The following is a 25,401-nucleotide window of genomic DNA, read 5'->3' as shown; positions in this document are numbered from 1 at the left end:
CTCTTTCAAGCCCGGCTGTTTGCACCTTGGCAGGCACCGCTTATACCTGTGCCGACGCGGAGGTGGGTGGATGAGCGATTTTGGCGAAGCCTTGGGCACGGTCAGCGAAGGCGGATTGTTCGCACGTGTCTTTCGGCGCAAGCGCGGCGAGCCATTGCCAACCAGGGACGACCGCCCCCATCACTGTCGCAACTGTTCGGCACAATTGGCTGGACCGTACTGCCATGTGTGCGGGCAGAAGGGACATGTCCACCGTACGATAGGCGCAATTCTGCACGACATCGTTCACGGCGTCTTGCACCTCGACGGCAAGTTGTGGCGAACCTTGCCGCTGCTGGCATTGCGCCCCGGACAGCTGACCCGCGAATACATAGACGGCAAGCGCGCCCGTTTCGTCAGCCCGATGGCGATGTTCCTGTTCTCGGTTTTCGCGATGTTCGCAATTTTCCAAGCTCTGGGCATCTCCACGCCGACCGATTTCGGTTCGCGCGAAACGCTGCAAGCGAACCTCAAGTCTGCCCACGAGAATGCGGTATCTCAGCGCAGCGCATTGGCCGAGCAACTTGTCGCCATGCCTGCCGCCTCAACTGAGCGGGTAGGAATCGAGTCTGACCTGGACGAGCTCGACAAGGAAATCGAGCAACTCGAAACCGCAAGCAGCGCAATAATCGGCGGTGATGGCGTGGACTCGATGGAACTCAATGTCACCGGCATCGAATTTCTCGACGAGGGTATCCTGAAAAAATGGCGCGATAACCCCAGTCTCATGCTCTACAAGCTTCAGGCCAACAGCTACAAATTCAGCTGGTTGCTGATCCCGCTGTCGATCCCGTTCGTCTGGTTGCTGTTCGTCTGGCGGCGGCAATTCAGGGCCTACGATCACGCGATCTTCGTGACCTATTCGCTGGCCTTCATGTCACTGCTGTTCATCGCGCTGTCGATGCTCGGCATTCTCGGAGTTCCGCTTCCGGCCCTGCTGGTGGCAGGATCGATCATCCCACCAATCCACATCTACAAGCAATTGCGAAGAACCTACGAGTTGCGCCGTTTCTCGGCTATCTGGCGATTGGCGGCGCTGATCGTGTTCATCAACGTCGTCATCGTGCTGTTCCTGCAACTGCTGCTGTTGCTCGGCGCGTTCTAGCGAATACGCGATAACCCGCTACGGCCCCTTCAGTCGGTTCCGTCGAGTTGTCCGTCGCCCTGATCGGCATCCGTCCGCTCGTCGCTGCGCAGTTCCTCGCCCAGTTTCTGCGCACCTTCGCTGACCTTGTCGGCAGCCACGATCGCACCTTCGCGAACTTCGTTTTCGATAACCTCGGCATTGGCCTTGGCGTCTTCGGCGGCATATTCGGCCGCCTGCTGCGCATTATCCTCTGTCTCCTGCGAGCATGCACTGGCGAGCAAGAGCACCGGAGCGGCCAGCATGGCGGTTAGTTGGGAACGCATGGCATTAACCTTGTGCTTGTGTGGTTCAGGCACCCTGAGGGGCTGGCCCGCCGCCAAATTTCTTGCCGGACTTGGGGACTGCCGCGCCGGTAATCGGCTTGACGATAGGCTTACCCTTCGACTCATCTGGCCGGTCAAGCTTGCCATCCTTGAGCAACTGGTTGATCTCGTCGCCTGTCAGCGTCTCGTATTCCAGCATTGCCTGCGCCAGCAAGTGAAGCTTGTCTTCCTGGCTGGTCAGGACTTCGCGGGCGCGGTCGAGACCGTTTTCGACCAGGGCCTTGATCTCGGCATCGATCAGCTTGTTGGTTTCCGCCCCGCCCATTGTGCGGGCGGTCTGGCCCATGCCAAGATAGCCTTCCTGGCTCTGCTCGTATTGCAACGGGCCCAGCTTGTCCGACATGCCCCACTTGGTGACCATGTTGCGGGCAAGGTCAGTGGCGTACTGGATATCGCCGCTTGCACCGCTCGAGACCTTGTCATGTCCGAAAATGATTTCCTCGGCCACGCGGCCGCCCATGGCGACGGCAAGGTTCGCGTGCATCTTGTCGCGGTGGTATGAGTAATTGTCACGCTCGGGCAGGCGCATCACCATCCCCAGCGCACGACCACGGGGAATGATCGTCGCCTTGTGGATCGGGTCGGATGCCGGCTCATTGATGCTCACAAGCGCGTGTCCTGCCTCGTGATAGGCGGTCATCTTTTTCTCGTCCTCGGTCATAACCATGGAGCGTCGCTCGGACCCCATCATGACCTTGTCCTTGGCATCCTCGAATTCCTGCATTGCCACGAGGCGCTTGTTGCGGCGGGCAGCCAGCAATGCCGCTTCGTTGACGAGATTGGCGAGGTCCGCGCCCGAGAAGCCGGGCGTACCGCGCGCGATCGTGCGGCTGTTGACGTCGGGCGCCAGCGGAACCTTTTTCATATGCACTTCAAGGATCTTTTCGCGCCCGTCGATATCGGGAATGGGCACGACCACCTGGCGGTCGAAACGGCCCGGCCGCAGCAGTGCCGGATCGAGCACGTCGGGCCGGTTGGTCGCCGCAACGATGATGATGCCCTCGTTAGCCTCGAAACCGTCCATCTCGACCAGCAGCTGGTTGAGCGTCTGTTCGCGCTCGTCGTTCGAATTGCCAAGGCCGTGGCCACGGCTGCGGCCAACCGCGTCGATCTCGTCGATAAAAACGATGCAAGGCGCGTTCTTCTTAGCCTGTTCGAACATGTCGCGCACCCGGCTTGCGCCGACGCCGACGAACATCTCGACGAAGTCCGAACCCGAAATGGTGAAGAATGGCACGCCTGCTTCGCCCGCGATGGCACGTGCGAGCAGTGTTTTACCGGTACCCGGCGAGCCGACCAGCAGCGCGCCCTTGGGGATCTGGCCGCCGAGCTTGGAGAAGCGCTGCGGATCTTTCAGGAACTCGACAATCTCCTCGAGTTCCTCGCGCGCTTCGTCGATACCGGCAACATCGGCGAAAGTAACCTTACCCTGCTTCTCCGTAAGCATCTTGGCCTTCGACTTGCCGAAACCCATTGCTCCACCAGCACCGCCGCCCTTCTGCACCTGACGCAGGGCGAAGAAGGCGATGCTGAGGATCAGGATGAAGGGAAGCGACTGGATCAGGATGACCCAGAGGATGTTCATCTGCTCGGCTGGCTCCCCCGAATATTCGACGCCATTGTCATCAAGAAGCTTGGTCAGGCCATCATCGCCTTCGACCCGGACCGTACTGAACGGCTCGTTGTCGGCTGTGGTCCCGCGAATTTCCTCAGGCGAAATCTGGACCTGCTTTATCGCGCCTGCAGCGACCTGCTCGCGAAAGTCCGAATAGCTGATCTGCGTGCCCGAAGTCTGCCCGGCGCCGCCGAACATGGACACGACCAGCAGCAGGGCGAGGAAAATCCCCCCCCACATCATCAGGCTCTTGATCCACGGATTGGGGCCACCCTGTTCGGGGCCCTGCGGGTTGTTCTGGTCACTCATCGCGGTGGAGGTCCTTTCCTACCCTGACAATGTAGGCACGGCAGGGTGAATGGCAAGTTAGCCTATGGTCCGCATGAGCGGCATTCTATGAACCGAGTGGTTCGCAGGTCCGAATGCCGCGGGGCGGTTCTCTAGGAGGATTGCCGCGAGGACCGCGCATAGGCGGCACAAAAGACCTCGACTGCACCGGCAATGCGCTCGCGGTCGCGCGCCTCGTCCCTCGGGCGGCCAAACCGCCGGTCGAGATCGCCCATGCCCTTGCACATCGAAGCGAATTGTTCGGCGGCCAGATCGGCGTCTGTGATTTCGACCTCACCTGCCTCGTGCATGGCGCGCAGCAATTGAGCGAAAGCGGCTTTGACGCGGTGTGGGCCGGCCTCGAGAAAGGCTTCGCCAATGCTCGGCTCATGCTCGGTCTCAGCGGCAATTCTTCGTTCGAACTGAACCATTTCCGGACGCGCAAGGAAGCCGGTCACAGCTTCGCCGATAGCCGTCAGCCTTTGCCGCAAACTACCCTGAGAGAAATCTTCGAGATTGAAGGCCCCACGAAGCTTCTCGCACTCGCGCTCGACAGCGGCGGCGAACAACCCCCTTTTATCATTGAAATGATTGTAGATTGTTACTTTTGAAACGCCGGCTGCGGCCGCAATTTGCTCGATTGAAGTGGCGGCATAGCCGTCATTGAAGAAACTCTGCGCGGCCGCCGACAGGATCGCCGTGCGCTTCGCCAAGTCTGTCGGGCGCCCGATCCGCGGTTCAAGCTGTGTTGACAAGGTGAACGGCTCCGTTCAATTAAACGATACCGTTCACTAATGACCCCTGGCGCTCGATTCGACAAGCCCGTCGCCGACAAAGGATTGATCAGGCACATGCTCTGGATCGCCATTCGCATGCTGACCGGTGACAAGCAGAAGTTCTATGGACTGGTGTTCGGCATCGCCTTTTCGACCCTGCTGATAACCCAGCAATTGGTGATCTTCGTCAACCTGCTCGAACGCGGGGCCAGCGGCACTTACAACGTGGCCGAGGCCGAAGTCTGGGTGATGGATCCTGTCAGCCGCACTACCGACATCGCCTATGCCATGCCCTCGACAGCGCTCGACCGGGTTCGCGCCGTACAGGGGGTGGAGTGGGCAGTGCCGCATCTGCGTGCGCAGGCATCGGTCCGCACCAAGGACGGCGACCTCGAAGGTGTCGCCATTATCGGGGTCGACGATGCGACCCTGATCGGCCTCCCCAAACGCATGCTCCAAGGCAATGCCGATGTTCTCGCGCAGCCCGACAGCGTCATTATCGACGATGTCGGAACTACGCGCATGTTCCCTGATGCCAGCCCGATCGGCGAGCGGCTGGAGCTAAACGACCAGCGCGCAGTCATCCGCGGTGTGGCCGACGCGATCCCCAGCTTTACCAGCACGGTGGTGCTCTATACCAAATACAGTCAGGCGCTCCGCTACGTGCCGGGAACCCGCAACCGGTTATCCTTCGTGCTGGTTGGCGCGAGTGATGGGATTGATGCCAAGACACTGTCCGAGCGGATCGAAAGGCAAACCGGTCTCAAGGCGCGGACCCGCGACGAATTTGCCCGCGACGGGGTGCAGTTCATCATCGAGAATACCGGCATTCCGTTCAATTTTGGCATTACCGTGTTTCTTGGTTTCGTAGTCGGAGTGGCGATCGTCGGACTTACCTTCAGTCTCTTCATTCGCGACAACATAAGGCAATTCGGCGCATTGAAGGCCATCGGAGTGACCAATGGCAAGATCGCCCGCATGGTCGCGGTGCAAGCGGGCCTGGTGGGGCTGATCGGCTATGGCCTCGGCGTCCTGGGCACGGTGGCGTTCATCCTGGTCTTTGCCGGTGATCCGACTTTCAAGGGATTTTACATCCCGTGGCAGATACCACTGCTGAGTCTTGTCGCGGTGTTCCTGATCCTGGCGCTGACCGGGTGGCTGGCCCTGCGCAATGTTCTCAAAACCGAACCGGCGGCAGTCTTCCGATGAGCGCGCAGCAGGCACCACTCCAAAGTCTCGACGCCACGCTCGACAACGGCGGCACCGTCGCCATCCGCACCCGCGGAGTAACCCGCGATTTCAAGTCAGGCCAGCAGACCATTACCGTGCTCCACGGTATCGATGCGGATATTCGCGCTGGCGAGATGACCTTCGTGGTGGGCGAAAGCGGGTCGGGCAAGACGACGCTGATCTCGATCATGTGCGGCATCCTGTGGCCGACGCTGGGCGATGTAACGGTCTTCGATACCGATATCTACGCGCTCTCCGATTCAGAGCTGGTCGACTTTCGCCTGCGCAATATCGGTTTCATTTTCCAGCAGTACAACCTGATCCCGTCGATCGATGCTGCCGCCAATGCCGCCGTGCCCCTCATTGCCCAGGGAATGAAGCGAGAGGAAGCGCGCGAGCGGGCGAAAGAGCTGATGGCCAAGCTCAATATCCTCGACCAGGCCGACAAATTGCCAAGCCAGCTTTCCGGCGGCCAACAACAGCGTGTCGCGATCGCCCGGGCGTTGGTGCACGAACCACGACTGGTGGTGTGCGACGAGCCCACTGCGGCGCTAGACGCCAGTTCGGGGCGCCGCGTGATGGACCTGCTGCGAGAGGTGGCGGTGGCCCCCGACAGGGCCTGCATCATCGTTACTCACGATAACCGCATATTCGACCTCGCCGACCGCATCCTCGTGCTTGAGGATGGTTACATAACCCATGACGGCACCGAGATGCCCGACGGCCACTAGGACCCATCGTATGGCGCTTCTTCCCGACAATTTCAGTTTCTCCCGCATGGGCCTGCCGATCATCGCCGTAATCGGGCTGCTCGCGGCGGTGTTCTTCATCTGGAGCGGTCAGCCCGACCGCGAATTGTCACAACCCGAAGGCACACCGCCGCGGGCGACCGGTGAACTAGCCAATGCCGCGCGGGTGGCCGGGTCCGGCGTAGTAGAGCCGTCGAGCGAAATCATCGACATCGGCACGGCCCTGTCTGGCCTTGTGACCGACCTGCGGGTCCAACCGGGCGACTATGTCAGCAAGGGCCAGCCGCTTTTCACAGTCGACACTCGCGCCATCGAGTCGCAATTGCGCCAAGCCGAAGCGTCTATCACAGAAGCGCGAGCAGCAATCGCCGAAGCGCAGGCCGGGCAGGCAACTGCCGGTCGGCAACTGGCGCTGTATCGCTCGGTCGACGATCCGGCCGCTGTCAGCCGCGCCGAAGTCATCCGAGCTGAAGGCGAAGCCAGTGCTGCGCGTACTAGGCTGCAACTCGCCCGCGCCAGGCTCGAAGCTGCGAAGGCTGCGGGCAATTCGGCACGGACCGAGCTCGGCCGGGCCACGGTCCGGGCGCCGATTGCGGGCGAAATCCTGGCCGTGAATATTCGGCCGGGAGAATTTCTCTCGACCGTTGGCGGCGGGTCGTTGCGCTTTATCGAGATGGGCCAGACCCGCCCGCTGCACGTGCGGATAGACATTGACGAGGAGCAGGCGCCTCGCCTGGCCATGGGCGCCCAGGCGATTGTCTCGCCTCGCGGTGCGGCCAACCGCCAGGTGAAAGCCGACTTCGTGCGCGCCGAGCCACTGGTGGTCCCCAAGCGTTCGTTGACCAATGCCGCCGCCGAGCGGGTCGACGTGCGCGTGCTTCAGGTGATTTACCGCCTGCCCGAGAGCGACGGACTGTTCCGGGTCGGCCAGCAAGTCGATGCCTTCATTCCGGCAAAGGCTGAGGAGCGCGGGGAATGATGGCTCGACGGGCCGTGCCGCTGGTCGGAGCCATGGCGCTGGCGGCCTGTGTTGCCGGTCCACCGCCCGAGATTGCCACCGCCCCGCCCGAGCTGCCCCGACAATTCGCTTACGCCCCCGACGCGGCGGTCGGAGCCTTGGTCGCCGCGCTGCTGCCAGTCGGCGATCCGGCATACCAGGACTTGTCCGCGCTCGCACTGGCCGATGCGCCGACATTGGCGCAAGCCGCCGCGCGGATTGAACAGGCGCGGGCGCGCGCTCGCGGTGCCGGGGCAGCGCGGCTGCCGATGCTGACTGCCGATGCCGCGAGCGCCGGTTCGCGTAGCAATCCGGCGCAATTCGGCGCTTCGCTGCCGCCAGGTGTCTCATTCGATTCCGAACGGATCAGCTACGGCGCCAACTTGCTGGCTAGTTGGGAACCGGATTTCTTCGGTCGTCTGCGCGCAAGCGAACGCGCTGCGCTGGCGCGGATCGACGCCGCCGATGCACAGGCCGCCGCGGTTCGCAATGCTTTGCTGGCTGAGATTGCCGGTGCCGTGATCGACTGGCGCACGCTCGAAGCGCGGCTCGAAGCGCTCGAAGAAGACCTCGCCTCCGCAGAAAGACTGGCTCAATTGGCCGGATCGCGCGAACGGGCGGGTATCGCTCCGGGCTTTGACCGGGTGCGGGCCGAAAGTGTTAGCTCGGCCAGCCGCAGCCGGATCGCCGCACTGGGCAGCGAACGCGCGCGACTGGCAGGCAGGCTGGTGGCGCTGACCGGACAGCCTGCACAAAGGCTGCTCGATGTGTTGGTCCAACCGGCTCCCGTTTCCGCGCAGCCCTTGCCGCCATCAGCCCTTCCGGGACAGTTGCTGGCCAATCGACCCGATATTCTAGCCGCAACTGCTCAACTCGCGGCGGCCGATGCCGAACTTGCCGCCAGCGCGGCCCGGCGGTTTCCGCAAGTGACTCTATCCGCCGCGCTTGGCCTGCTGGCATTCGATCTTGGCAGCCTTCTCAACGACAAATCGCTGGTCGGATCCGTCGGCAGCGGATTGCTGGGCCCCTTGCTGGATTTCGGACGCATCGCGGCCGAGATCGATGCTTCCACCGCGGGCAAGCAGCTTGCCTTCGCCAACTATCGCGAAGCTGTATTTACGGCGCTCGGCGAGGCGGAGGCCGGTTATGGCTTGGTCGCGGCAGCTGATACGCAATTGGAATCCGCAACGCGCGAATTCGCCAGTTCTAACCGCGCTGCAAAGCTTGCCCAGACCCGCTACGAGGCCGGCCTGTCGAACTTCCTTACCGTACTCGAAGTGCGCCGTAATGCCGATGCCAGCGGCGAGCGGGTCGCCATTGCGCGCGGGCAAGCCGAACGGGCGCGTGTCCTTTTGTGGCTGGCGCTAGGCGGCGATCAACCGACCAGCCGGTCGATCAGCCAATAGGAACCAGTGATACCAATGGCATAGCTGGCCATCCGCACCGCCGGATTCAGTGAAGCGGGGCGCAAGCGGCGGGTTGCTGCGAGAATGGCGAGCACGGTCAAAACAACCGCCAGTTGCCCCGCCTCGACCCCCAGGTTGAACGCGATCAGCGCGGTCGGGACTTCGCCTTCCGGCAATCCGATGGCGCGCAGCGCACCGGCAAAGCCGAAGCCATGGACGAGACCGAAGCCAAATGCGACGAGCCACGGCCAGCGCCTGGTCCAACTCCGCTCTTTCCCCCGCACGATTTCGACAGCCAGCAGCACGATGCTGAGCGCGATCACAGCTTCCACGGGCCTGCCTGGCAGGCCGATCAGCCCGAGCGATACCCCGGCCAGCGTCAGCGAGTGCGCCACCGTGAAAGCGGTAACAGCCCCCGCCACGGCCCAACCGCGCCGCACCAGCAAGACGAGCGCTATGACGAACAGCAAATGGTCCCAGCCAGACAGAATGTGATCGACGCCAAGCGTGAAATAGCTGCGCCAGACCTGCCAGGTGTCGGGCCGTGCATAGATGGTGGCGGACGGCTGGCTCTCGGTCAGGCGATAGGTTTGTACCGGGCGATCCAGCGGCACAACGCGAAGCAGTGTGTCGCCGCCGCCGAATATCGAGGCAAAGCCGATCGTACCGCCCGCAACGGATTGGCGGCACAGCACATCAGCCGTCCCGATCAGCGCCAGCGCCGCTTGGCGGGCGATTGGCTCATCCTCGACCAGGCAGCCTTCCGGAAGCAACGGTAACGCCAGTTTCGCTGGCCCTGGTCCGGGCAGGGGCTGTTTCCAGGCCAGGCGCCAACCCTGTGCACTGTGCTGGGTGAATTCGACGTAGCCGGGCCGCAACTCATCGGCTGCGACAGGTGCTCCAAGGCTCAGCAACACCAATGCCAGAAGGGCGCGGATCATCTGTCGATCCGGACCGAATAGGCCTCACGCAGCATGGCATAGGCTTCGTCCCTGCGCCGCTCGGCTGTTCCGAGGCGCCAGTCCTCGCTCACGCGCCCGCGCTGGCTTTCGAGCGGCGGTAGCACGCCAGGCTTGCGCTCGCTCAAGCGTACAAAATGCCAGCCCAGCCCGGAACGGATTGGACCATGCCACTGGGTGCCAGGTGACAACTCCAGCAGGCGTTGGACGAAGACCTGACCAAACTGCGCCGCGACATCGGCGGCCAATCGATCCTCGGCCGCGGCAGGAAGCGAAGATGGCTCTCCGACCGAGCGCCAGTCTCGCTCGAGTTCGAGGCGCGTGACGACCGGGTCGGGCTGGTTCGGGAAGTAAACCTGGTCGAAGCTGAGACGGGTTCCATTCGAGAACCGATCAGCATGATCGTTGTACCATGCCTCGAGCTCAGCTTGTGATGGCTCATCAGTTTCGGCGGCGGATGTGGCGAGGAAATCCATTTTCTTGGCCAGCCTCCGGCGCACGACGGGATCGTCTCTGTCGAGTCCCAATCGCAATGCTTCGCGATAAAGCACCTCCTCGCGCACATACTGGTCGATTAGCCGATCCAGCTCGCTGTCGCTCGGTGGGCGCTGCATCGTGCGTTCGTAAGTCAACGCGACCTGGGCCTGTACTTCAGGCGTGACCAGGATCGTTCGGCTGGCCGGATCAGCCGGCTCGCCGCGCCACACAAAGAATGCGAAGATCAACGCCCCGCCGAGGAGGAAATGGACCAACGGCTCGCGCAAGGCAGCTTGCGCAACAGTCTTCGACATCACGGGGCAGCAGCCCGCGGCAGCAGCCAGATCGGCGAGGTATAGGCGCGTTCCTGCACTGTCTTGACCACGTCATCCGCCAGCTTGGCACCAAATCGTAGGGCATCGAACAGCACCCAGCGGGGGGTGGGAATCTCGATCACCCGGACATAGTAGAAGGCGCGCTGGCCTGCCTCGTATTCGGGATCGGTCCAGACTTCGCGCAACTGCGCCGAGCCAATCGTGTTGGTGTAGGTGGCGGTGGCTTCATCAACCGTATTACCTACCGGCGGAACCGGGCTGTCAGAGGCGCCGTCCATGGTTCGTGCACTCCAGGCTACGTCGAAGACCTTCTCCTGCAAGGCACCGCTTGCGTCGACCCAACCCTTGACCACCTGCACGCGGTCAAGATTGGCACCTTCCGGGTCCTTGAGCGCTTCGATCATGAAGGTCGGTGCATTGCCAGCATCCGCCAGAACGCCGCCCATCGGGACGCCGTCGGCATAGCCGGTGGCAACCCAGTTTGCGCCAAAGCTATCGTCGTCGAACCCGAAGCCGCCGAAGACCCGCACGCTCATCCGCGATCCAGTGGTGGCATAGACTTCGCGCCGCTTGAAGGCGTCGAAAATCTCCGCCCGGGTGTTGCCGCGCGCCCAGGCTGCGGCATAGCCGCTGGCGAGGTAATTCCAGCCGAAGCGCCCCTCGCGCGTACCAAGATTTTGCCCGGCCATGGCGCGCTCGGCACTGGGCTCATTGCCGGTGTGCTTGCCGAAGAAATTGTCCTCGTCCGCTGTGGCCAGCGCGGTGTGCGAATCGGTCGAACCGATCAGTCCGAAGCGATAGGGATTGACCCCTAGGCGCTGCTCGATCGAGAGTCCGCGCTTCAACGCCTCGCGCACGTAGCTGCCAGCATACATATCGGGCGTGGCGTTGGCCGTCAGCGGCAGATTGCCAAGCTCCCAACCCCACACGCCGTAGCCGGCGAACTCGTCATTCGGGGACAGGAATGGATGCGTTTCACTGTCACCCTTGATCTGGGTGACTTCGACGATCGGTTCCCACCGCGCCCGCTTGGCCGCATAATCTGCATCCATCGGCGTGCCGTCGGGGCCGGTCATTTCAAACATCAAGCCGTTGGAAAGGTTCGAATTGTGCGGAATCGCCAGCGCCTGGCCTCCGGTCCCCTTTTCATAGGCCGCCATGTAGCCCCACAGACTCTCGACGTCGCTGCCAAGGCCGGGGAAAGGAAGGGTATCGCCGAGGGTGGGAAAGCCGTCGCGAAACATCACCACCCGGTGGAGATTGTTGCCGTCTGGCATGGCAGTCCACTCGAAACCCGCAAATGCGGTGAACTTGCCCGGCTCGTTATACAGGTCGACCGTGCGCAGGTGAGCCTGCCAGATGTCGGTTGTGGCCTGACGGTTGGCCTCAGGATCACGCATTGCCTCGGGCACCGTGTCATTGGCAGCAGCGGTGATCAACTCGGCCACCGCCCGAATCGACTCGTCGCCGCCTGCTCGCATCATTTTCTGCCAGCGCCGCAAGGTGGGATCGCGCACCAGTGCCCTGGGCGCGTTCATTAGCCGCTTGGTTGCTCCCAGCGCATCGGTGTGGTCGGCGATGACAAGAAAATCGAGCGGTCGAGCCAGTTGCGCCTTCTGTCCGGTGGTCGAAGTAACTGCTTCACCGCGCGCGAACCGCAGCGCAGCCTCTGGCCCAAGCCGGACGCCGAAGCCGAACGCATCGACCGAATTGTCGGTGTGCAAATGGGTGTCGCCCCAATAGACCCGGTCGGGATAGTCGGCGAGCGTTACCGTCCCCTCGCCGTTCCCGGCCTGAGCTGCACTCGCTGTCGGTTCGAAAACGCCGGTATACCAGGCTGCGCCCCCGGCTAGTGCCAACACCGCGGCACCGAGCACCATATAACGCTTGCGCATGTTCCCCTCCGATCAAACCGCCCCAGTCGATGCAGCGTCGCTCCTTTCTACAAGCTGGTCAAGTCAGCCCCCCTCCGAAGCTCGCGAGCGCGAAAATCATCGAGCCGCACCCCAGCGTCAGCGCGACAATCATCAGCAGACCGTCATGGACCAGCAAGGCCAGACCGATCGCCGCGATTGCAAACATTGGCACCGCGCTGGCAAAGGGCAGGAATTCGAGCGGGGGAACGGAGATGCACAACAGCAGGATGCCTGCAGCTGCGACCCTCGCGCCTATCCCTTCAATGAAGAAATCGAACCGGTCAGTCAGCTTGCTGTCGATCCACTTGGCAGCTCGATCGAGTTTGTGCAGCGCCTTGGCCAGCTCCGCGCCATCAGTTTGACGGCGTTCGACAAAATTAGGCAGCCACACATGCTCGCGCCCGATCAGCAATTGCAGGGCGATAAATGCAATTGTGACGGCGAGCAGCGTCGGGACGCCTGGAATGCCACCAATCGGCGTCATCGCGATAATCGGGAGGACGATCAGCAGCGGTGCGAAACTGCGGCGCCCGAACGCGTCGAGTGCATCGCCAAGGCAGACCCTGTCGCTGCTTTCGCCGAGGCCCTCGACATTGCCGAGTAGGTCTCCGAGGTTGTCCGGCTTGTCGGCGATAATGACGCTCCCTTACCCTCGCCCCTACATCGAGCGTGCGATCACCATCTTCATAACTTCGTTCGAACCGCCGAATATCCTGGCGATGCGGGTGTCGCGATACATCCGCGCAATGGGGTAATCGTTGATATAGCCCGCGCCGCCATGAAATTGCAGGCACTTGTCGACGACCTCGCTCTGTAGCTCGGTAACCCAGTATTTCGCCATACAGGCAGTAGCGACATCGAGCTCGCCCTTGAGGTGGCGCGCGATGCAATCGTTGACGAACACCCGCGCCGCCGTACCGCGGGCCTTCAGGTCGGCGAGCGTGAACTGCGTGTTCTGGAAATCCCAGATCGTCTGGCCAAAAGCCTTGCGATCCTTGACGAACTCCAATGTTACTTCGAGCGCCTTCTCGATCCCGGTCATCGCACCCATGGCGATGATCAACCGTTCCTGCGGAAGCTCCCCCATCAGCTGGTAGAACCCCTTGCCTTCGACGCCGCCCAGCACGTTTTCCGCCGGGACGAACACGTCGTCGAAGAACAGTTCCGAGGTGTCGGCAGCATCCAGGCCGATCTTGTCGAGCTTCTTGCCGCGCTGGAAGCCCTCGGCGCCCTCGGTCTCGAGCAGCATCAGCGAAATGCCTTTCGCGCGTTCCTTGGGATCGGTCTTGGCAACGACAATGATGAAGTCTGCGGTCTGTCCGCTCGAGATGTAGGTTTTTGCCCCGTTGATCCGGTATCCGTTGCCGTCCTTGAGTGCTGTGGTGGTGATGCTCTGGAGGTCGGAGCCGACTCCCGGCTCGGTCATCGCGATGGCGCTGACAAGTTCGCCGGTGACCAGCTTGGGCAGGTATTTCTTCTTCTGCTCCTCGGTCCCGTGACGCACCAGATAGGGCAGAATGATCGTGTTGTGGAGGCTGGCCGCAAAGCCTTCTACCCCGTGCTTGGCCTGCTGGTCGATCACCACCATGTCATGGCGGAAATCGCCGCCGTGGCCACCATATTCCTCTGGCACCGACACACCGAGCAGCCCCGCTTCGCCCGCCTCGTTCCAGAATTCACGCTCGACCTGGCCATCGGCGCGCCATTTGAGGACGCGCTTCTCGGGCGCATGTTTCTGATAGAACTTGCCCACCGCATCGGCGAATATCGAGATTTCCTCGTCTTCCATGAATTCGGGCTGGGGTACATCGATCGCGGGCATTGGCTGGGGTCCTCTCGCCTTTTCTTGTTGCCTCGCACCGTATCATGTCGGTAGCGGACTGCAACGCATTCGAATGACTGCCCTCGCCGGAGAAAACAATGGAATTGATCGGCCCGACCTCGCAGACGCTCATCAGCCAGCGCACAAGGTTGCACTATGCCGACTGGGGCAATGAAGGCGCGCAGCCGCTGATCCTGCTGCACGGCGGGCGCGACCATTGCCGCAGCTGGGACTGGATGGCCGAACGCTTGCGCGAGGATTGGCACGTGATCTGCCCCGACCTGCGCGGCCATGGCGACAGCGAATGGACCAATACCGGCGTCTATTCGATCAGTTCCTACGTCTATGACCTCGCCCAACTGGTACACCAGCTTGAACTGGACCCGGTGACGATCGTGGCCCATTCGCTCGGCGGCAACATCACCATGCGCTATGCCGGGATGTATCCGGAAAAGATGCGCCGGCTAGTGGCGATCGAAGGGCTCGGCCCCAGCCCCAAGGTGCAGGCGAAGATGGCGGAGACGCCGTGGTACGAACACCGCAAGCAGTGGATCGACAAGAAGCGCGAAGCCTCGGCCCGCCAGCCGCGCCGCTACGAGTCCTTCGAGGACGCGCTCGACCGGATGCACGAGGCCAACAGCTATCTCAGCCGCGACCAGGCCGAGCACCTGACCCGCCACGGCGCGATCCGCAACGAGGACGGAACCTGGAGCTGGAAGTTCGACCCGCACCTGCACGCCTGGCCGCCCGACGATATCTCGCAAGGCCAACTGGCCGAGCTATGGGGCCGGATCACCTGCCCCAGCCTGCTGGTTTACGGCGATGACAGCTGGGCATCAAACCCGCAGGAAGACGGCCGGATGCAGCATTTCGGCGACAACGTGACTGTCAGCGCCTACGAGCGCGCCGGCCACTGGGTGCATCACGACCGGTTCGAGGATTTCCTGATCGAAGTGAAGGACTTCATCGACTGAACAGCCTGTCCGCTTGCAAGAGGCGTCCCCAAAATCGCGAATGGCCGGGTCTGGGTGGAAAGCGGAATGTCCGCTTTTTGACCTCTCTATAGAACGTGAGCTTGGGGAGATCGATTTCTCGCCCGGAACTTAGAAGGAATGTCGGATAAGATGAGTTGACGCATGCGAAAGTGTGCCGAATGTAGGCGCAATTCGTACAAGCTATCTATGTAGAGATGAGCATGGAACCTGATCAACTCGCCAGCAGCACACCCGACCGCCGGATCGCATTGCTTATCGACGCCGATAATGTGTCGCATACCAAAGTCGCAGCAATAGTTGCAGAGCTGTCAAAGTACGGCACGGCCAACATCCGGCGCGCCTACGGTGATTGGGCAAGTGCTGGATTAAAAGGCTGGAAAAGCAAACTCCACGATTCTGCGATCCGGCCGATACAACAGTTCAGCTATTCAGCTGGGAAGAATGCGACTGATATCGCCTTGGTCATAGACGCCATGGAATTGCTTTACACCCAGGACCTGGACGCGTTTTGCATAGCTTCTAGCGATGCAGATTTTACGCCGCTGATTATGCAGCTTAAGGCCAATGGGCACGAAGTTTACGGTTTTGGTGAGCGTAAAACACCCCAACCTTTCGTCAACGCGTGTACGACTTTTCTCTATCTCGACAGTCTCGACGATGAAAGCGCTGCAGACCCGGAAGAAAAAGACAACTCAAAGCCTCCGGCTAAGCCAAGGTCCAAGGGTAAGACCGGTACGGAAACCGTCTCGAAGCCTTCAACCAGTTCGCAGAAGTCCGCTAAGATCCTTGCACAGGATGCGGCGCTCATCCGCGTCTTGCGGGGCGCAGTCGAAGCCTCTGCTCACGACGATGGGTGGGCGGCCATGTCAGCCGCGGGCAGCGCAGCGAAGAGGCAGGCCCCGATCGATCCGCGTAACTACGGCGTAAAAAACTTCCCGAAGCTTTTCGGGGCAACTGGTCTATTCGATATATTCAAGGCTGAGACTGGCCATAGCTACGTTGCGGATAAGCGAAACTCGGATCGCACGCCGCGCCCGGATCGCTAGGAAAACGACCGCAAAGAATTTGCTGGTGGCAAGTCCGATTCTGGTAGGCACCGGACTCGGCTGCTATTGCACGAATTGGGTCGTTAGCGGACTTTCCCCATTTGAGGGCGTTTTGACCCAGAGCAGCCCCTCAGGCCACCGTTCCAGCCTCTCGCAGCTTACCGATGTCCTCCGAGCCCATGCCCAGTGATGCGAGGATCGCGTCGGTATCGTCACCTGGCATGGGAGCCGGCGCGGGCTTTGTGTTCGCAGTACCGGAGTAGCGCGGGGCGGGTGCTGGCTGGGTATCGCCGCCGACATCGATGAAGGTTTGGCGCGCTTGGTTGTGCGGGTGCTGCGCGGCCTCGCTCATGGTCAGCACCGGGGCATAGCAGACGTCGGTATGCTCCATCAGCGTGTTCCATTCGTCGCGGCTGCGGCTCTTGAACAGCGTTGTCAGCTTGTCCTTCAGCGCGTCCCATTGTCCGCGGTCATGCTGGGCGTCGAAATCAGCGTCCTCCTGCAGCCCCGCCAGCCGCCGCAGCTCAGCATAGAACTGAGGCTCGATACTGCCGATGGAGACGAACTTGCCGTCTGACGTTTCATAGGTGTCGTAGAAATGCGCGCCGGTATCGAGCATGTTCGCGCCAAGCTGCTCCGACCAGATGCCCATGTTCTTCATCCCGTGCATCATGCCCATCAGCACCGCAGTGCCGTCGGTCATGGCGCAGTCGATAACCTGGCCGTCACCGCCCCGCGCCACGTTGAGCAGGGCTGAGACCATGCCATAGGCGAGCATCATCCCGCCGCCGCCGAAATCGCCGACCATGTTGATCGGCGGGGTCGGCTTGCCTCCGGCCCGGCCGAAATGGGCCAGCGCACCCGCGAGCGCGATGTAGTTGATGTCGTGCCCGGCATAGGGCGCATAGGGACCGGTCTGGCCCCAGCCGGTCATCCGGCCGTAGACGAGCCTGGGATTGTCCTTGAGCAATTCGTCCGGCCCCAGCCCCAGCCGCTCCATCACGCCGGGGCGAAACCCCTCGATGATACCGTCGGCGCTGGCGGCCAGCTTGCGGGCCAGCGCGACACCCTCGGCGCTCTTGAGATCAACCGCGATCGATTTGCGTCCGCGCGCCAGTACGTCCTTGCTGGTGACCGGCTGCGATCCGCCGCGCTGGCCCGAGGCGCGATCAATGCGGATCACTTCGGCACCATGATCGGCCAGCATCATGCCGCAAAACGGGCCGGGACCAATGCCGGCAAACTCGACAATGCGGATGCCCGACAGCGGCCCGCCCTGTACGTCCGCCATTACTTGCCCTTCCAGTTGGGTGCGCGCTTCTCGGCAAAGGCCGCCGCGCCTTCGCGCGCATCTTCGGACATGAAGACCTTGGGCGCGAGCTGGGCTTGCTTGTCCCAACGCTCGTCCAGGTCCCAGCCACGCGATTCCTCGATGATCTGCTTGGATATCTGCACCGCCAGCGGGCCGTTGGCGTTGATGGCGCTGGCCAATTCGAGCGCGCCATCGATCGCTGCGCCATTGGTCACGCGGTTGATGAGACCGATCTCATGCGCCCGCTCGGCGGTGATGAATTCACCGGTCAGGGCCAGTTCCATCGCCACCTTGTGCGGCACCAGGTCGGGCAGCATCATCAACCCGCCTGCAGCGGCGGCGAGGCCGCGCTTGACCTCGGGAATGCCGAACTTGGCACCGCTGCTGGCCACCACCAGGTCGCAGGCGATCATCAGTTCGAGCCCCCCGGCAAGCGCATAGCCATCGACCGCCGCGATCAACGGCTTGGCCGGTTTTTTCTGGACCAGCCCGCCAAATCCTCGCCCTTCGACGACCGGGCTTTCCCCGCGCAGGAAGCCCTTCAAGTCCATACCCGAGCAGAAAGTTCCGCCCGCCCCGGTGAGAATGCCGACGCGCAGGTGTTCCTCGCTGTCGAGGCGATCAAGGGCCTCGGCGATGCCTTCGGCGGCGGCCTTGTTCATCGCGTTCTTGGCCTCGGGCCGGTTGATCGTGATGATCAATATGCCGTCGCGTTCCTCGGTCAGCAGCTCGCTCGTGGTCTCGGTGCTCATTGATCGCCTCTCCATTGCGAATTGAAACTTTTCTTGTGTCGGTGCTGGCCAAGCTTTACGAAAACGTCAAGCCACAAGCCAAAATCGATTCTTTGGAGAGGATAGCATGCCCGACGCCTATATCATCGACGCCTGTCGGACCCCGCGCGGGATTGGCAAGATCGGCAAGGGAGCGCTCGCAAACGAGCATCCCCAGCACCTCGCCGCCACCGTCCTCAAGGCGCTGAAGGATCGCAACAACCTCGATACCGCCACGGTCGACGACGTGATCTGGTCGGTCAGCACGCAGGATGGCAAGCAGGCCGGCGACCTTGGCCGGATGGCCGCGCTCGATGCAGGCTACGACGAGACCAGCTCGGGCATGACGCTCGACCGGTTCTGCGGTGGTGGGATCACCTCGGTCAATCTGGCTGCGGCGCAGGTCATGTCGGGCATGGCCGATTGCGTGGTGGCTGGCGGCACAGAGATGATGAGCCTGACCGCCGAGATGGCCAAGGCCAAGATGCAGGCCGGGATCGATCCTCCGCGCATGGGTAGCGGCAATGAGCGCCTCCAGGCCAGCCATCCGCAAAGCCACCAGGGCGTGTGCGGCGATGCCATTGCCAGCATGGAGGGCTTCACCCGCGAGCAACTTGACGAAGTCGGCTATCGCAGCCAGCAGCGCGCGGCGCAGGCGATCGCCGAAGGCCGTTTCGACAAGTCGATCGTACCGGTGGTGGATGATGACGGCACGGTCATTCTCGACCGCGAGGAATTCCCGCGTCCGCAAACCACCATGGAGACGCTGGCCCAGCTCGAGCCGGCTTTTACCAAGCTGGCCGACATACCGCTCGACAAGGATGGCACGACCTTCCGCGGACTGATCAACCGGAAATATCCCGATCTCGAGATCGAGCACTTCCACCATGCCGGCAACAGCTCAGGCGTGGTCGACGGGGCAGCCGGTGTGCTCGTGGCGAGCAAGGAATATTGCCAGAAGCACGGCCTCAAACCGCGCGCCCGCATTGTTGCCACAGCGAATATGGGTGACGATCCGACCCTGATGCTCAACGCTCCGGTTCCGGCGGCCAAGCGCGTGTTGGAAAAGGCCGGGATGGAACTGGACGATATCGACCTGTTCGAGATCAACGAGGCTTTTGCCGTCGTTGCCGCCAAATTCGTACGCGATCTCGGACTCGACTGGGACAAGGTCAATGTGAACGGCGGCGCGATTGCGCTCGGCCACCCGATCGGCGCGACAGGGTCGATGCTGATCGGCACCATCGTCGACGAACTCGAACGCCAGGGTAAGAAGACTGGGCTGGTCACCATGTGCGCCGCCGGCGGGATGGCCCCGGCAATCATCGTCGAGAGAGTCGACGACTTCGTCGACTGATGCGGCGCTAAAAGCCTCGCTGCAACTGCACCAAAACGACACGCCATGTGGGTTTCGGCGGAATTGCTTGCACGCCTCTGATAGCGGGGCAGGCAATGCCTGTTTCACCAACGACCATCGGATTGCGGTGCGGATCATGACAAATACCGAGCAATCCAAAGTCGAAAGAGAGCGCAAGCCCTTGCTTTCGGAGCATACCCGCGATCGTACGACCCTTGATGGTCTGCTCTCAAGAATGCGCAAAGCTTCGGTACCGGTCGCGGTTTACAAGAACACGCGGCACTTGCCCGAAGGTCTTGCCGGGAGGCTGGATATCGACCTGCTGGCACGAACCCAGGATATGTCGGCGCTCCAGTCCATGTTGCTGGATGCAGGGGCGATAAGAGCCTTTCCGCACCCGCTTTACGACAACGCACTGGCAGGGCGGGAGGATTGGTACCTGCTCGACGCAAACGAGACGGTATTGCATCTCGATATCGCCGACAGCGTCAAGGTCGGCCCCAAGTTCTGCAAGGCCTACCGGATCGCAGATATCGACCCTTCCAAGTCGCATCCGCGAGCCATTGCCGGGCATGGCGACATGCCCATTCTGCCAGCGGGCGAAGAGGCGCGGCTCGCTCTGGCTCGCCTCGCCTTCAGGAATCCGGGCTCCCTGTTCCAGAAAGAGGTCGAGTGCCGCGAGGCAATCATTGCCAGCCTCGATCCTTTCTCTCGCACCGCAGCCCTGTCCTGGCGCCTGGGTGACCAGCATATCGTCTGTCGCATCCGCAGGAGCGAAGAGGGTATTTTCGTTTATCGACGCAGCCTTGCGGCGATCCGCCGCGCTATCAGGGCGGCAAATGAAACGAGCCGGTTCGGCGCGCTTCGCCATATAATGCAGCACGCTGGGCGCCGTATCCGCTTTGGATTGTGGCGGAGGGCAACGCGTCTGGCGGGTGGCTCGAACGCGACCAAGCGCCGGTTGCGCACCGGCGCGGTGATCGCACTCATCGGTCCCGACGGTGTAGGCAAGTCGACGCAAAGCCGCGAGATTGCCAAGTTCCTGGGGCGCAGGTTTCGCTGTGCTTCGATCTATCTCGGGTCCAACGACGGGGGCTGGATGCGTGTCCGCCAGCGGCTGCCGTTCTTTCGGAAGCAAGTCGTTTCAGACGAGTCCTCCGGCGCGAACCAAGCTGATCGGCGCAGCTGGCTCCACGCCCATCTCTCGGCGCTTTGGCGACTGCTGATTGCGTGTAATCGCTTTATTGCCCAGCGCCGTTCCCTGCGTCTTGCCGCAAGAGGCGTGATCGTCATCGCCGATCGTTGGCCGCAGGACCTGGAGGCCGGCATTCTCGATGGGCCGTCGGTGGCACCGTCCGCCCGCATGCCCATCGCGCGCCTGATCTGGTCAGCTGAACGGCGGATCTACGCCTCGATGGCTGCGCAAAACCCGTCGCTAGCCATCCACCTCGACTGCGACTTCGAAACGTCGCACCAGCGCAAGCCGGGCGACATCGCACCGGCCGCTTTCGCGTCGCGAATTGCGTTAATGGAACGGATGCGCCGCGCCGATCCGCAAGTCGTTACGGTCGACGCCCGGCAAGCACAGGATCAGGTCTTTGCCGACTTGCTGGAAGTAAGCTGGAACCACCTCGCCGCCATCAACCGCTAACGACCACCCGATCACTCGCCGGGCTGCCAATCGCCTGTTCGATCTGATTTACCAACACGGCCGGATCAGCCTTTCCCGACAGCCGCGTTACCGGAATTCCGCCCGCTTGGGCTGCGGCAATAATGGCGCGGGGAAGTGCAGCGACCTCTTCAAGCTTACGACGGACGGTCCCAAGCGGCAGATCGTCAAGTCGACTGTTCCCGACATCGCGCAGATCCACGCGGCGAGCAGCAAGTTCGGGATCAACATCGATCTCGAACACAGTGATGTCGACTTCGCTGTAAAGATGCCGCAACACCCGCGACAAGGCCGCTCTTGGCGGGTCGGACACACTTTCGGTGAAGAATATCGACCACAGGCCCTGCAGCGGCCCCTGATCGAGCACTACCAGCCCTGATTGCGAGCTCATCCAGGTCTTTTGGACGGCGACACGGACCAGCCTTTGCAGGCTTTCCCAGCGCCAGATGGGCGTTTTCAGGGCGAGAATTGCGAGCGCGAACAGCCAGCGCCAATCAGCGAGTGTGCGCAGCGCGAGCCCGACATATTGCGCGTTCGATTGTTTCCGCAAGGCACGCGACAGGTCCTCGCGGCGGCGGAACTCGCCGGGCAGCACTAGTCTATTGGTAAGAGTCGTCTTGCCTGCGCCGGGAAGACCGAACAATTCGACCACCCGGGTGGTTCGGTGGGCAGAGGATGGTTTGGCAACCAAGAAGGTGCTTGCTCCATTGCTTGAAATCGATCGTGACGCACCTGAATCCTATGCGATGCCCGCTTGCCGCGCCAACGCCGTCGGGCACCTGCACTATTCCGGGACGGTCGGATCCGAAGCCGTTCGCAGCCCTTCCCAAGCTGTTAAGGCTCGTGGACATGTAATTTGAGGCGGAGGAAACCAATTCAACCTGGCGAACAAATTCGAGAAACCGCGGGTTTGGAGCACGGAGCTCCGGGCCGCCGCATCTCGATCGTCGGCAGCACCGGCAGCGGCAAGACGTATTTGGCTCGCGAGCTCGCGCGTAAACTGGGGTTACGGCATATCGAGCTGGATAAGATGCGCCAGGGATCTGGAAATACCGACTCCTCTCGCGCCCCCGCATTCGTGCGATCAGTCGAACAGGCCGTCTCCGGCAACAGCTGGATTATCGACGGTCATTACCGCGCCATTCGGCACCTGGTTTGGTACAGGGCGGACACTGTAATCCATCTCGATTACCCGCTCGCGCTGGTGGCGCGCCAGCTACTCAAGCGATATCTCGCCGGTCGTTCCGACCCTGCCGCTCACGGTCCGGAGCATCCGAAGGCGGGTTCCGCGAGCTGGCGGCAACGGCTTGTGCGGCTCAGGAAAACCGTGACGGAACGCGGCGAATACGCGCAGGTCCTTGCCCACCCGGACTATGCCCATCTGCACTTGATCAAGTTCCGCAGTCCCTCCGCCGCCTTTGCGTGGCTCGACGATCTATCGACGCCGAGCGAAGCATTAAGCGCGACGCGATGAGGATGCGGCCTGTGCGGAAGCTCTGCGTCGTATCCGCAATCCTCCTCTCGACCGGCTGCGTGCCGGCGGGCGAGGAATCTGCCGACAAAATCAACGAGCCTCCCCGATTGGACCGGAGCGGGTTTCGCGCCATTGGAATTGCGGCCCTGCCCGAGGCAGAGGCGTTTTGGAGCGGGCGGATTTGGCGAGCGAACGCTGGTTCTGTGCAACACGGCGATCTTGCCTATGCAGTGCAGACAGACCCATCGGGCGAGGTCATCCGCTTCGAATTGCGCAATAGCGACCGCGACCGGTCACCGAACGACGCACCGTCAGTCCGGCGGGCCGAGCTTTCAGGCAGCTTGTATGGCGACAAGCAGCGGCTGGTGAACGCGACGCCCTTATGGGGCGCCTTTTCCTTCCGCCACCATGCGTGGACCGACCCCGACGCGATGCGGCGGCATACCGGCGGCGTGTACGGACAAATTCACATGGGTTCGCAATTCGGTGGATCGCCGGCGCTGGCTTTCCGCCGCACAAGCGATGGCCTGTTTCGCATCACTACGCGCGGCCAGCACGATACCGGCGGCACCGTCCGATACGAAGCCCCGCTTTCCTTCGATGAAAGTCACGACCTGACCTATCGAATAGTGATCCACCCCTACAGGGGCAGCTTGGCCGTCTGGCTGGATGGCAAGCAGGTCATCGATAGCGAAAATATCTCAATCGGGCATGAAAGCGCCCAATCCTACTGGAACCTGGGCCTGTATTTTTCGGGCGGGATCGATGGCCGTGTGATCGCGGAATATGCGAACCATCGCTACCCTTCGCCAGTTTCGCTCGCCCAGCGCGCAGTCCGCCCCGAGCATTGGCCTCGCTGACGGACAGAACGGGGCAGGCAACAGTCCCTGCGTCAACCGCTCCATTTAGAGACAGCCGGTTTTTCGAAACTGCCAAAGCCAGTCGCGCGGCGTAACCCGTTAGCAGGATTAGATAACGCACCGGCGTAGCTAGCGCGACCGGGCCCGTCGATGCACCGAAAGGGCATCGATCCGCCCATCGCGCAAGCCCGATGCACAGCGCGACAGAAAGGCCATAAACATGGAGGGCAGCGACCCCGATCGGCATTTGGGAATAACCGGCCTTGATCAGGAGAACGCGCCGGCCGACCGGGTTGACGACGGAGAGAGCCCACTGTTCTTCGTCTCCGCAAGCGCGATCGACGATCCGCTTGTTCAGCCGCTCTCGCCTTCTGTCCCGTCTCCAAAAGTCCCATCCTGCGATGTCATTCCCATGGATCGTCACCGGACTGGCTTGCGCAAGATTGCCGTACGCGAAGAGTGGCCCTCAAGCCAGCGGATGTCCAAACGGGCCTGCGACATCCTCGTTTCTCTCGCTCTGATCGTGCTTTTGTTCCCCCTCATGCTGGCGATCGGATGCTTGCTGGTGGCGCAAGGCGGACCGGCGCTTTTCCGCCAACGGCGGATCGGCAAGAATGGCGAGCTGTTCAACTGCTACAAGTTCCGAACGATGCGCAGCGATGCTGACGCCGTGCTGCGCAAGCTGCTTGCCGAAAACCCGCGTATTCGCCTGGAATGGCACCGCCGCCAGAAACTGGCCAACGATCCGCGAATCACGCGTCTGGGACGCCTCATGCGCAAGACTAGTCTCGACGAACTCCCCCAGCTCGTGAATGTCCTCAGGGGCGACATGAGCCTGGTCGGGCCACGCCCAATCATTCCCACCGAGGCCACGCGCTACCGGGGATACCTGGGCCATTATCTTGCGGTCAGGCCGGGGCTTACCGGACTGTGGCAGGTCAGTGGCCGGAACGACACCACCTATCCGCGACGCGTTGCGCTCGATGTCGCCTATGTCCGCAACGCATCCCTTCGGCTCGATCTGGCCATTCTCCTGCGGACGGTACCCGCCCTGCTCAAGACCCACGGAGCGCGCTGAAAATGGTACGTCCAACCCCCGCCCGCCGATCCTTGTCGCTTCGCTCCGCGAGCAACACGGGATTTGCACTTGCCGCATTGGCCAGCCTTGCAGCCTGCGGTGTGCAGAGCCCGCTGCCGATGGGAGCCCAGGCTTATTCGGTTATTCCAGCCGCCGATCCTTCACTGGCGGCTGCCGGTTATCTCCTCGGTGCCAATGACACTATTAGCCTGCGGGTCTTCAACGAGCCCGAACTAACTTATGAATCGCTGCAGGTCGATCCAGCCGGCAATGTCTCGATCCCGCTGCTTGGCGCAGTTCGAGCCGAGGGACGCTCGCCCGAAGAGCTCGGCCGATATCTCGAAAGCGCGCTGACCCGCTATATCCATCGGCCCCAGGTCGCGATTGCGCTGGTCGAGTCCGGACAGACGGTGACGGTCGAAGGGGCGGTCAACAAGCCCGGCGTATTCCCGATCCGCGGCACGTCCACGCTGATCGAGGCACTGGCCCTGGCGGAAAGCCCGACCCACGTCGCCGCCAACGACCAGATCTTCGTGTTCCGCACCATCCACGGTCGACGTGCAGGTGCCCGGTTCGACATCCGGCGCATCAGGGCCGGGATTGATCCCAACCCGGTTCTTCTGCCCGGCGACGAAGTCGTGGTCGGTTTCTCCGCCCTGAAGCAAGCGTGGCGCGAATATTTCGGCGCGCCGGTCTTCAACCTTTTCCGGATGCTCTAGCCT

General features: G+C 62.1%; 24 protein-coding genes. 13 read left to right on the top strand and 11 right to left on the bottom strand.

All coding sequences use genetic code 11. From position 1 onward, the window contains the following. Positions 1-70 precede the first annotated feature (70 nt). Entirely contained in the window at positions 71-1,144 is a 1,074-nt protein-coding gene (locus ACXYL9_RS03370; protein WP_459038178.1) for a DUF3667 domain-containing protein, read from the top strand. Between the two features lie 29 nt (positions 1,145-1,173). Here ACXYL9_RS03370 and ACXYL9_RS03365 read toward each other — a convergent pair whose 3' ends face one another. The 3 genes from ACXYL9_RS03365 to ACXYL9_RS03355 all read right to left on the bottom strand — a co-directional run bounded on the left by ACXYL9_RS03365 (position 1,174) and on the right by ACXYL9_RS03355 (position 4,206). Beyond that, on the bottom strand, positions 1,174-1,449 hold the full coding sequence (locus ACXYL9_RS03365; protein ID WP_459038177.1) for a hypothetical protein: 276 nt from the start codon (positions 1,447-1,449) through the stop codon (positions 1,174-1,176). Between the two features lie 25 nt (positions 1,450-1,474). Further along, on the bottom strand, positions 1,475-3,433 hold the full coding sequence (gene ftsH / locus ACXYL9_RS03360) for an ATP-dependent zinc metalloprotease FtsH (RefSeq protein WP_459038176.1): 1,959 nt from the start codon (positions 3,431-3,433) through the stop codon (positions 1,475-1,477). A gap of 131 nt (positions 3,434-3,564) precedes the next feature. Continuing rightward, on the bottom strand, positions 3,565-4,206 hold the full coding sequence (locus ACXYL9_RS03355) for a TetR/AcrR family transcriptional regulator (RefSeq protein WP_459038175.1): 642 nt from the start codon (positions 4,204-4,206) through the stop codon (positions 3,565-3,567). A gap of 96 nt (positions 4,207-4,302) precedes the next feature. On the opposite strand from ACXYL9_RS03355, the gene ACXYL9_RS03350 reads away from it, so the two are divergent. Genes ACXYL9_RS03350 through ACXYL9_RS03335 form a run of 4 tightly spaced genes read left to right on the top strand, consistent with a single transcriptional unit; the run spans position 4,303 to position 8,609 of the window. Beyond that, the gene (locus ACXYL9_RS03350) at positions 4,303-5,436 is read left to right on the top strand and encodes an ABC transporter permease (protein WP_459038174.1); all 1,134 of its coding nucleotides are present in this window, start codon (positions 4,303-4,305) and stop codon (positions 5,434-5,436) included. Further along, entirely contained in the window at positions 5,433-6,188 is a 756-nt protein-coding gene (locus ACXYL9_RS03345; protein ID WP_459038173.1) for an ABC transporter ATP-binding protein, read from the top strand. The genes ACXYL9_RS03350 and ACXYL9_RS03345 overlap by 4 nt, the downstream gene beginning before the upstream one ends. Before the next feature lie 10 nt (positions 6,189-6,198). Further along, complete coding sequence (locus tag ACXYL9_RS03340; RefSeq protein WP_459038172.1) at positions 6,199-7,185, top strand: efflux RND transporter periplasmic adaptor subunit; 987 nt, start codon at positions 6,199-6,201, stop codon at positions 7,183-7,185. After that, on the top strand, positions 7,182-8,609 hold the full coding sequence (locus ACXYL9_RS03335; protein WP_459038171.1) for an efflux transporter outer membrane subunit: 1,428 nt from the start codon (positions 7,182-7,184) through the stop codon (positions 8,607-8,609). The genes ACXYL9_RS03340 and ACXYL9_RS03335 overlap by 4 nt, the downstream gene beginning before the upstream one ends. On the opposite strand, the gene ACXYL9_RS03330 is transcribed toward ACXYL9_RS03335, so the two are convergent. Genes ACXYL9_RS03330 through ACXYL9_RS03310 form a run of 5 tightly spaced genes read right to left on the bottom strand, consistent with a single transcriptional unit; the run spans position 8,579 to position 14,118 of the window. After that, a complete protein-coding gene (locus ACXYL9_RS03330; RefSeq protein ID WP_459038170.1) occupies positions 8,579-9,550 on the bottom strand; it encodes a HupE/UreJ family protein in 972 nt (323 codons plus the stop codon). The two genes, ACXYL9_RS03335 and ACXYL9_RS03330, sit on opposite strands and share 31 nt — an antisense overlap. Further along, positions 9,547-10,359, bottom strand: a complete 813-nt coding sequence (locus tag ACXYL9_RS03325; protein WP_459038169.1) for a peptidyl-prolyl cis-trans isomerase — start codon at positions 10,357-10,359, stop codon at positions 9,547-9,549. The genes ACXYL9_RS03330 and ACXYL9_RS03325 overlap by 4 nt, the downstream gene beginning before the upstream one ends. Then, the gene (locus tag ACXYL9_RS03320) at positions 10,359-12,275 is read right to left on the bottom strand and encodes a DUF3604 domain-containing protein (RefSeq protein ID WP_459038168.1); all 1,917 of its coding nucleotides are present in this window, start codon (positions 12,273-12,275) and stop codon (positions 10,359-10,361) included. Before ACXYL9_RS03320 ends, ACXYL9_RS03325 begins: the two co-directional genes overlap by 1 nt. A 58-nt stretch (positions 12,276-12,333) precedes the next feature. Next, the gene (locus ACXYL9_RS03315) at positions 12,334-12,930 is read right to left on the bottom strand and encodes an exopolysaccharide biosynthesis protein (protein WP_459039846.1); all 597 of its coding nucleotides are present in this window, start codon (positions 12,928-12,930) and stop codon (positions 12,334-12,336) included. Between the two features lie 24 nt (positions 12,931-12,954). Next, positions 12,955-14,118 (bottom strand): acyl-CoA dehydrogenase family protein, encoded by a 1,164-nt coding sequence (locus ACXYL9_RS03310; protein WP_459038167.1) that lies wholly within the window; start codon positions 14,116-14,118, stop codon positions 12,955-12,957. Positions 14,119-14,216: 98 nt separating this feature from the next. Between ACXYL9_RS03310 and ACXYL9_RS03305 the strand changes: the two genes are divergently transcribed. Both ACXYL9_RS03305 and ACXYL9_RS03300 read left to right on the top strand, forming a co-directional pair. Then, positions 14,217-15,092, top strand: a complete 876-nt coding sequence (locus ACXYL9_RS03305) for an alpha/beta fold hydrolase (protein WP_459038166.1) — start codon at positions 14,217-14,219, stop codon at positions 15,090-15,092. A gap of 215 nt (positions 15,093-15,307) precedes the next feature. Next, on the top strand, positions 15,308-16,159 hold the full coding sequence (locus tag ACXYL9_RS03300; RefSeq protein ID WP_459038165.1) for an NYN domain-containing protein: 852 nt from the start codon (positions 15,308-15,310) through the stop codon (positions 16,157-16,159). A gap of 130 nt (positions 16,160-16,289) precedes the next feature. Here ACXYL9_RS03300 and ACXYL9_RS03295 read toward each other — a convergent pair whose 3' ends face one another. Both ACXYL9_RS03295 and ACXYL9_RS03290 read right to left on the bottom strand, forming a co-directional pair. Beyond that, a complete protein-coding gene (locus ACXYL9_RS03295) occupies positions 16,290-17,450 on the bottom strand; it encodes a CaiB/BaiF CoA transferase family protein (RefSeq protein WP_459038164.1) in 1,161 nt (386 codons plus the stop codon). Then, positions 17,450-18,223, bottom strand: a complete 774-nt coding sequence (locus ACXYL9_RS03290) for a crotonase/enoyl-CoA hydratase family protein (RefSeq protein ID WP_459038163.1) — start codon at positions 18,221-18,223, stop codon at positions 17,450-17,452. Before ACXYL9_RS03290 ends, ACXYL9_RS03295 begins: the two co-directional genes overlap by 1 nt. A gap of 106 nt (positions 18,224-18,329) precedes the next feature. Between ACXYL9_RS03290 and ACXYL9_RS03285 the strand changes: the two genes are divergently transcribed. Further along, on the top strand, positions 18,330-19,598 hold the full coding sequence (locus ACXYL9_RS03285) for an acetyl-CoA C-acetyltransferase (protein ID WP_459038162.1): 1,269 nt from the start codon (positions 18,330-18,332) through the stop codon (positions 19,596-19,598). Between the two features lie 235 nt (positions 19,599-19,833). After that, the gene (locus ACXYL9_RS03280) at positions 19,834-21,249 is read left to right on the top strand and encodes a P-loop NTPase family protein (RefSeq protein WP_459038161.1); all 1,416 of its coding nucleotides are present in this window, start codon (positions 19,834-19,836) and stop codon (positions 21,247-21,249) included. Here ACXYL9_RS03280 and ACXYL9_RS03275 read toward each other — a convergent pair. Continuing rightward, positions 21,239-21,919 (bottom strand): hypothetical protein, encoded by a 681-nt coding sequence (locus ACXYL9_RS03275; RefSeq protein ID WP_459038160.1) that lies wholly within the window; start codon positions 21,917-21,919, stop codon positions 21,239-21,241. The two genes, ACXYL9_RS03280 and ACXYL9_RS03275, sit on opposite strands and share 11 nt — an antisense overlap. Positions 21,920-22,177: 258 nt before the next feature. On the opposite strand from ACXYL9_RS03275, the gene ACXYL9_RS03270 reads away from it, so the two are divergent. From ACXYL9_RS03270 to ACXYL9_RS03255, 4 genes are all read left to right on the top strand, one after another. Beyond that, positions 22,178-22,741 carry a P-loop NTPase family protein gene (locus ACXYL9_RS03270; RefSeq protein WP_459038159.1) on the top strand — a complete coding sequence of 188 codons (564 nt, stop codon included), beginning with the start codon at positions 22,178-22,180 and terminating at the stop codon, positions 22,739-22,741. Continuing rightward, positions 22,738-23,601 carry a heparin lyase I family protein gene (locus ACXYL9_RS03265; protein WP_459038158.1) on the top strand — a complete coding sequence of 288 codons (864 nt, stop codon included), beginning with the start codon at positions 22,738-22,740 and terminating at the stop codon, positions 23,599-23,601. Before ACXYL9_RS03270 ends, ACXYL9_RS03265 begins: the two co-directional genes overlap by 4 nt. A gap of 220 nt (positions 23,602-23,821) precedes the next feature. Further along, a complete protein-coding gene (locus tag ACXYL9_RS03260; protein WP_459038157.1) occupies positions 23,822-24,679 on the top strand; it encodes a sugar transferase in 858 nt (285 codons plus the stop codon). Positions 24,680-24,681: 2 nt separating this feature from the next. Continuing rightward, entirely contained in the window at positions 24,682-25,398 is a 717-nt protein-coding gene (locus tag ACXYL9_RS03255) for a polysaccharide biosynthesis/export family protein (RefSeq protein ID WP_459038156.1), read from the top strand. The last annotated feature ends 3 nt before the right edge of the window (positions 25,399-25,401 follow it).

Source organism: Qipengyuania sp. CAU 1752 (genome assembly GCF_054482615.1).
This window is presented reverse-complemented; position numbering and strand designations above follow the sequence as displayed.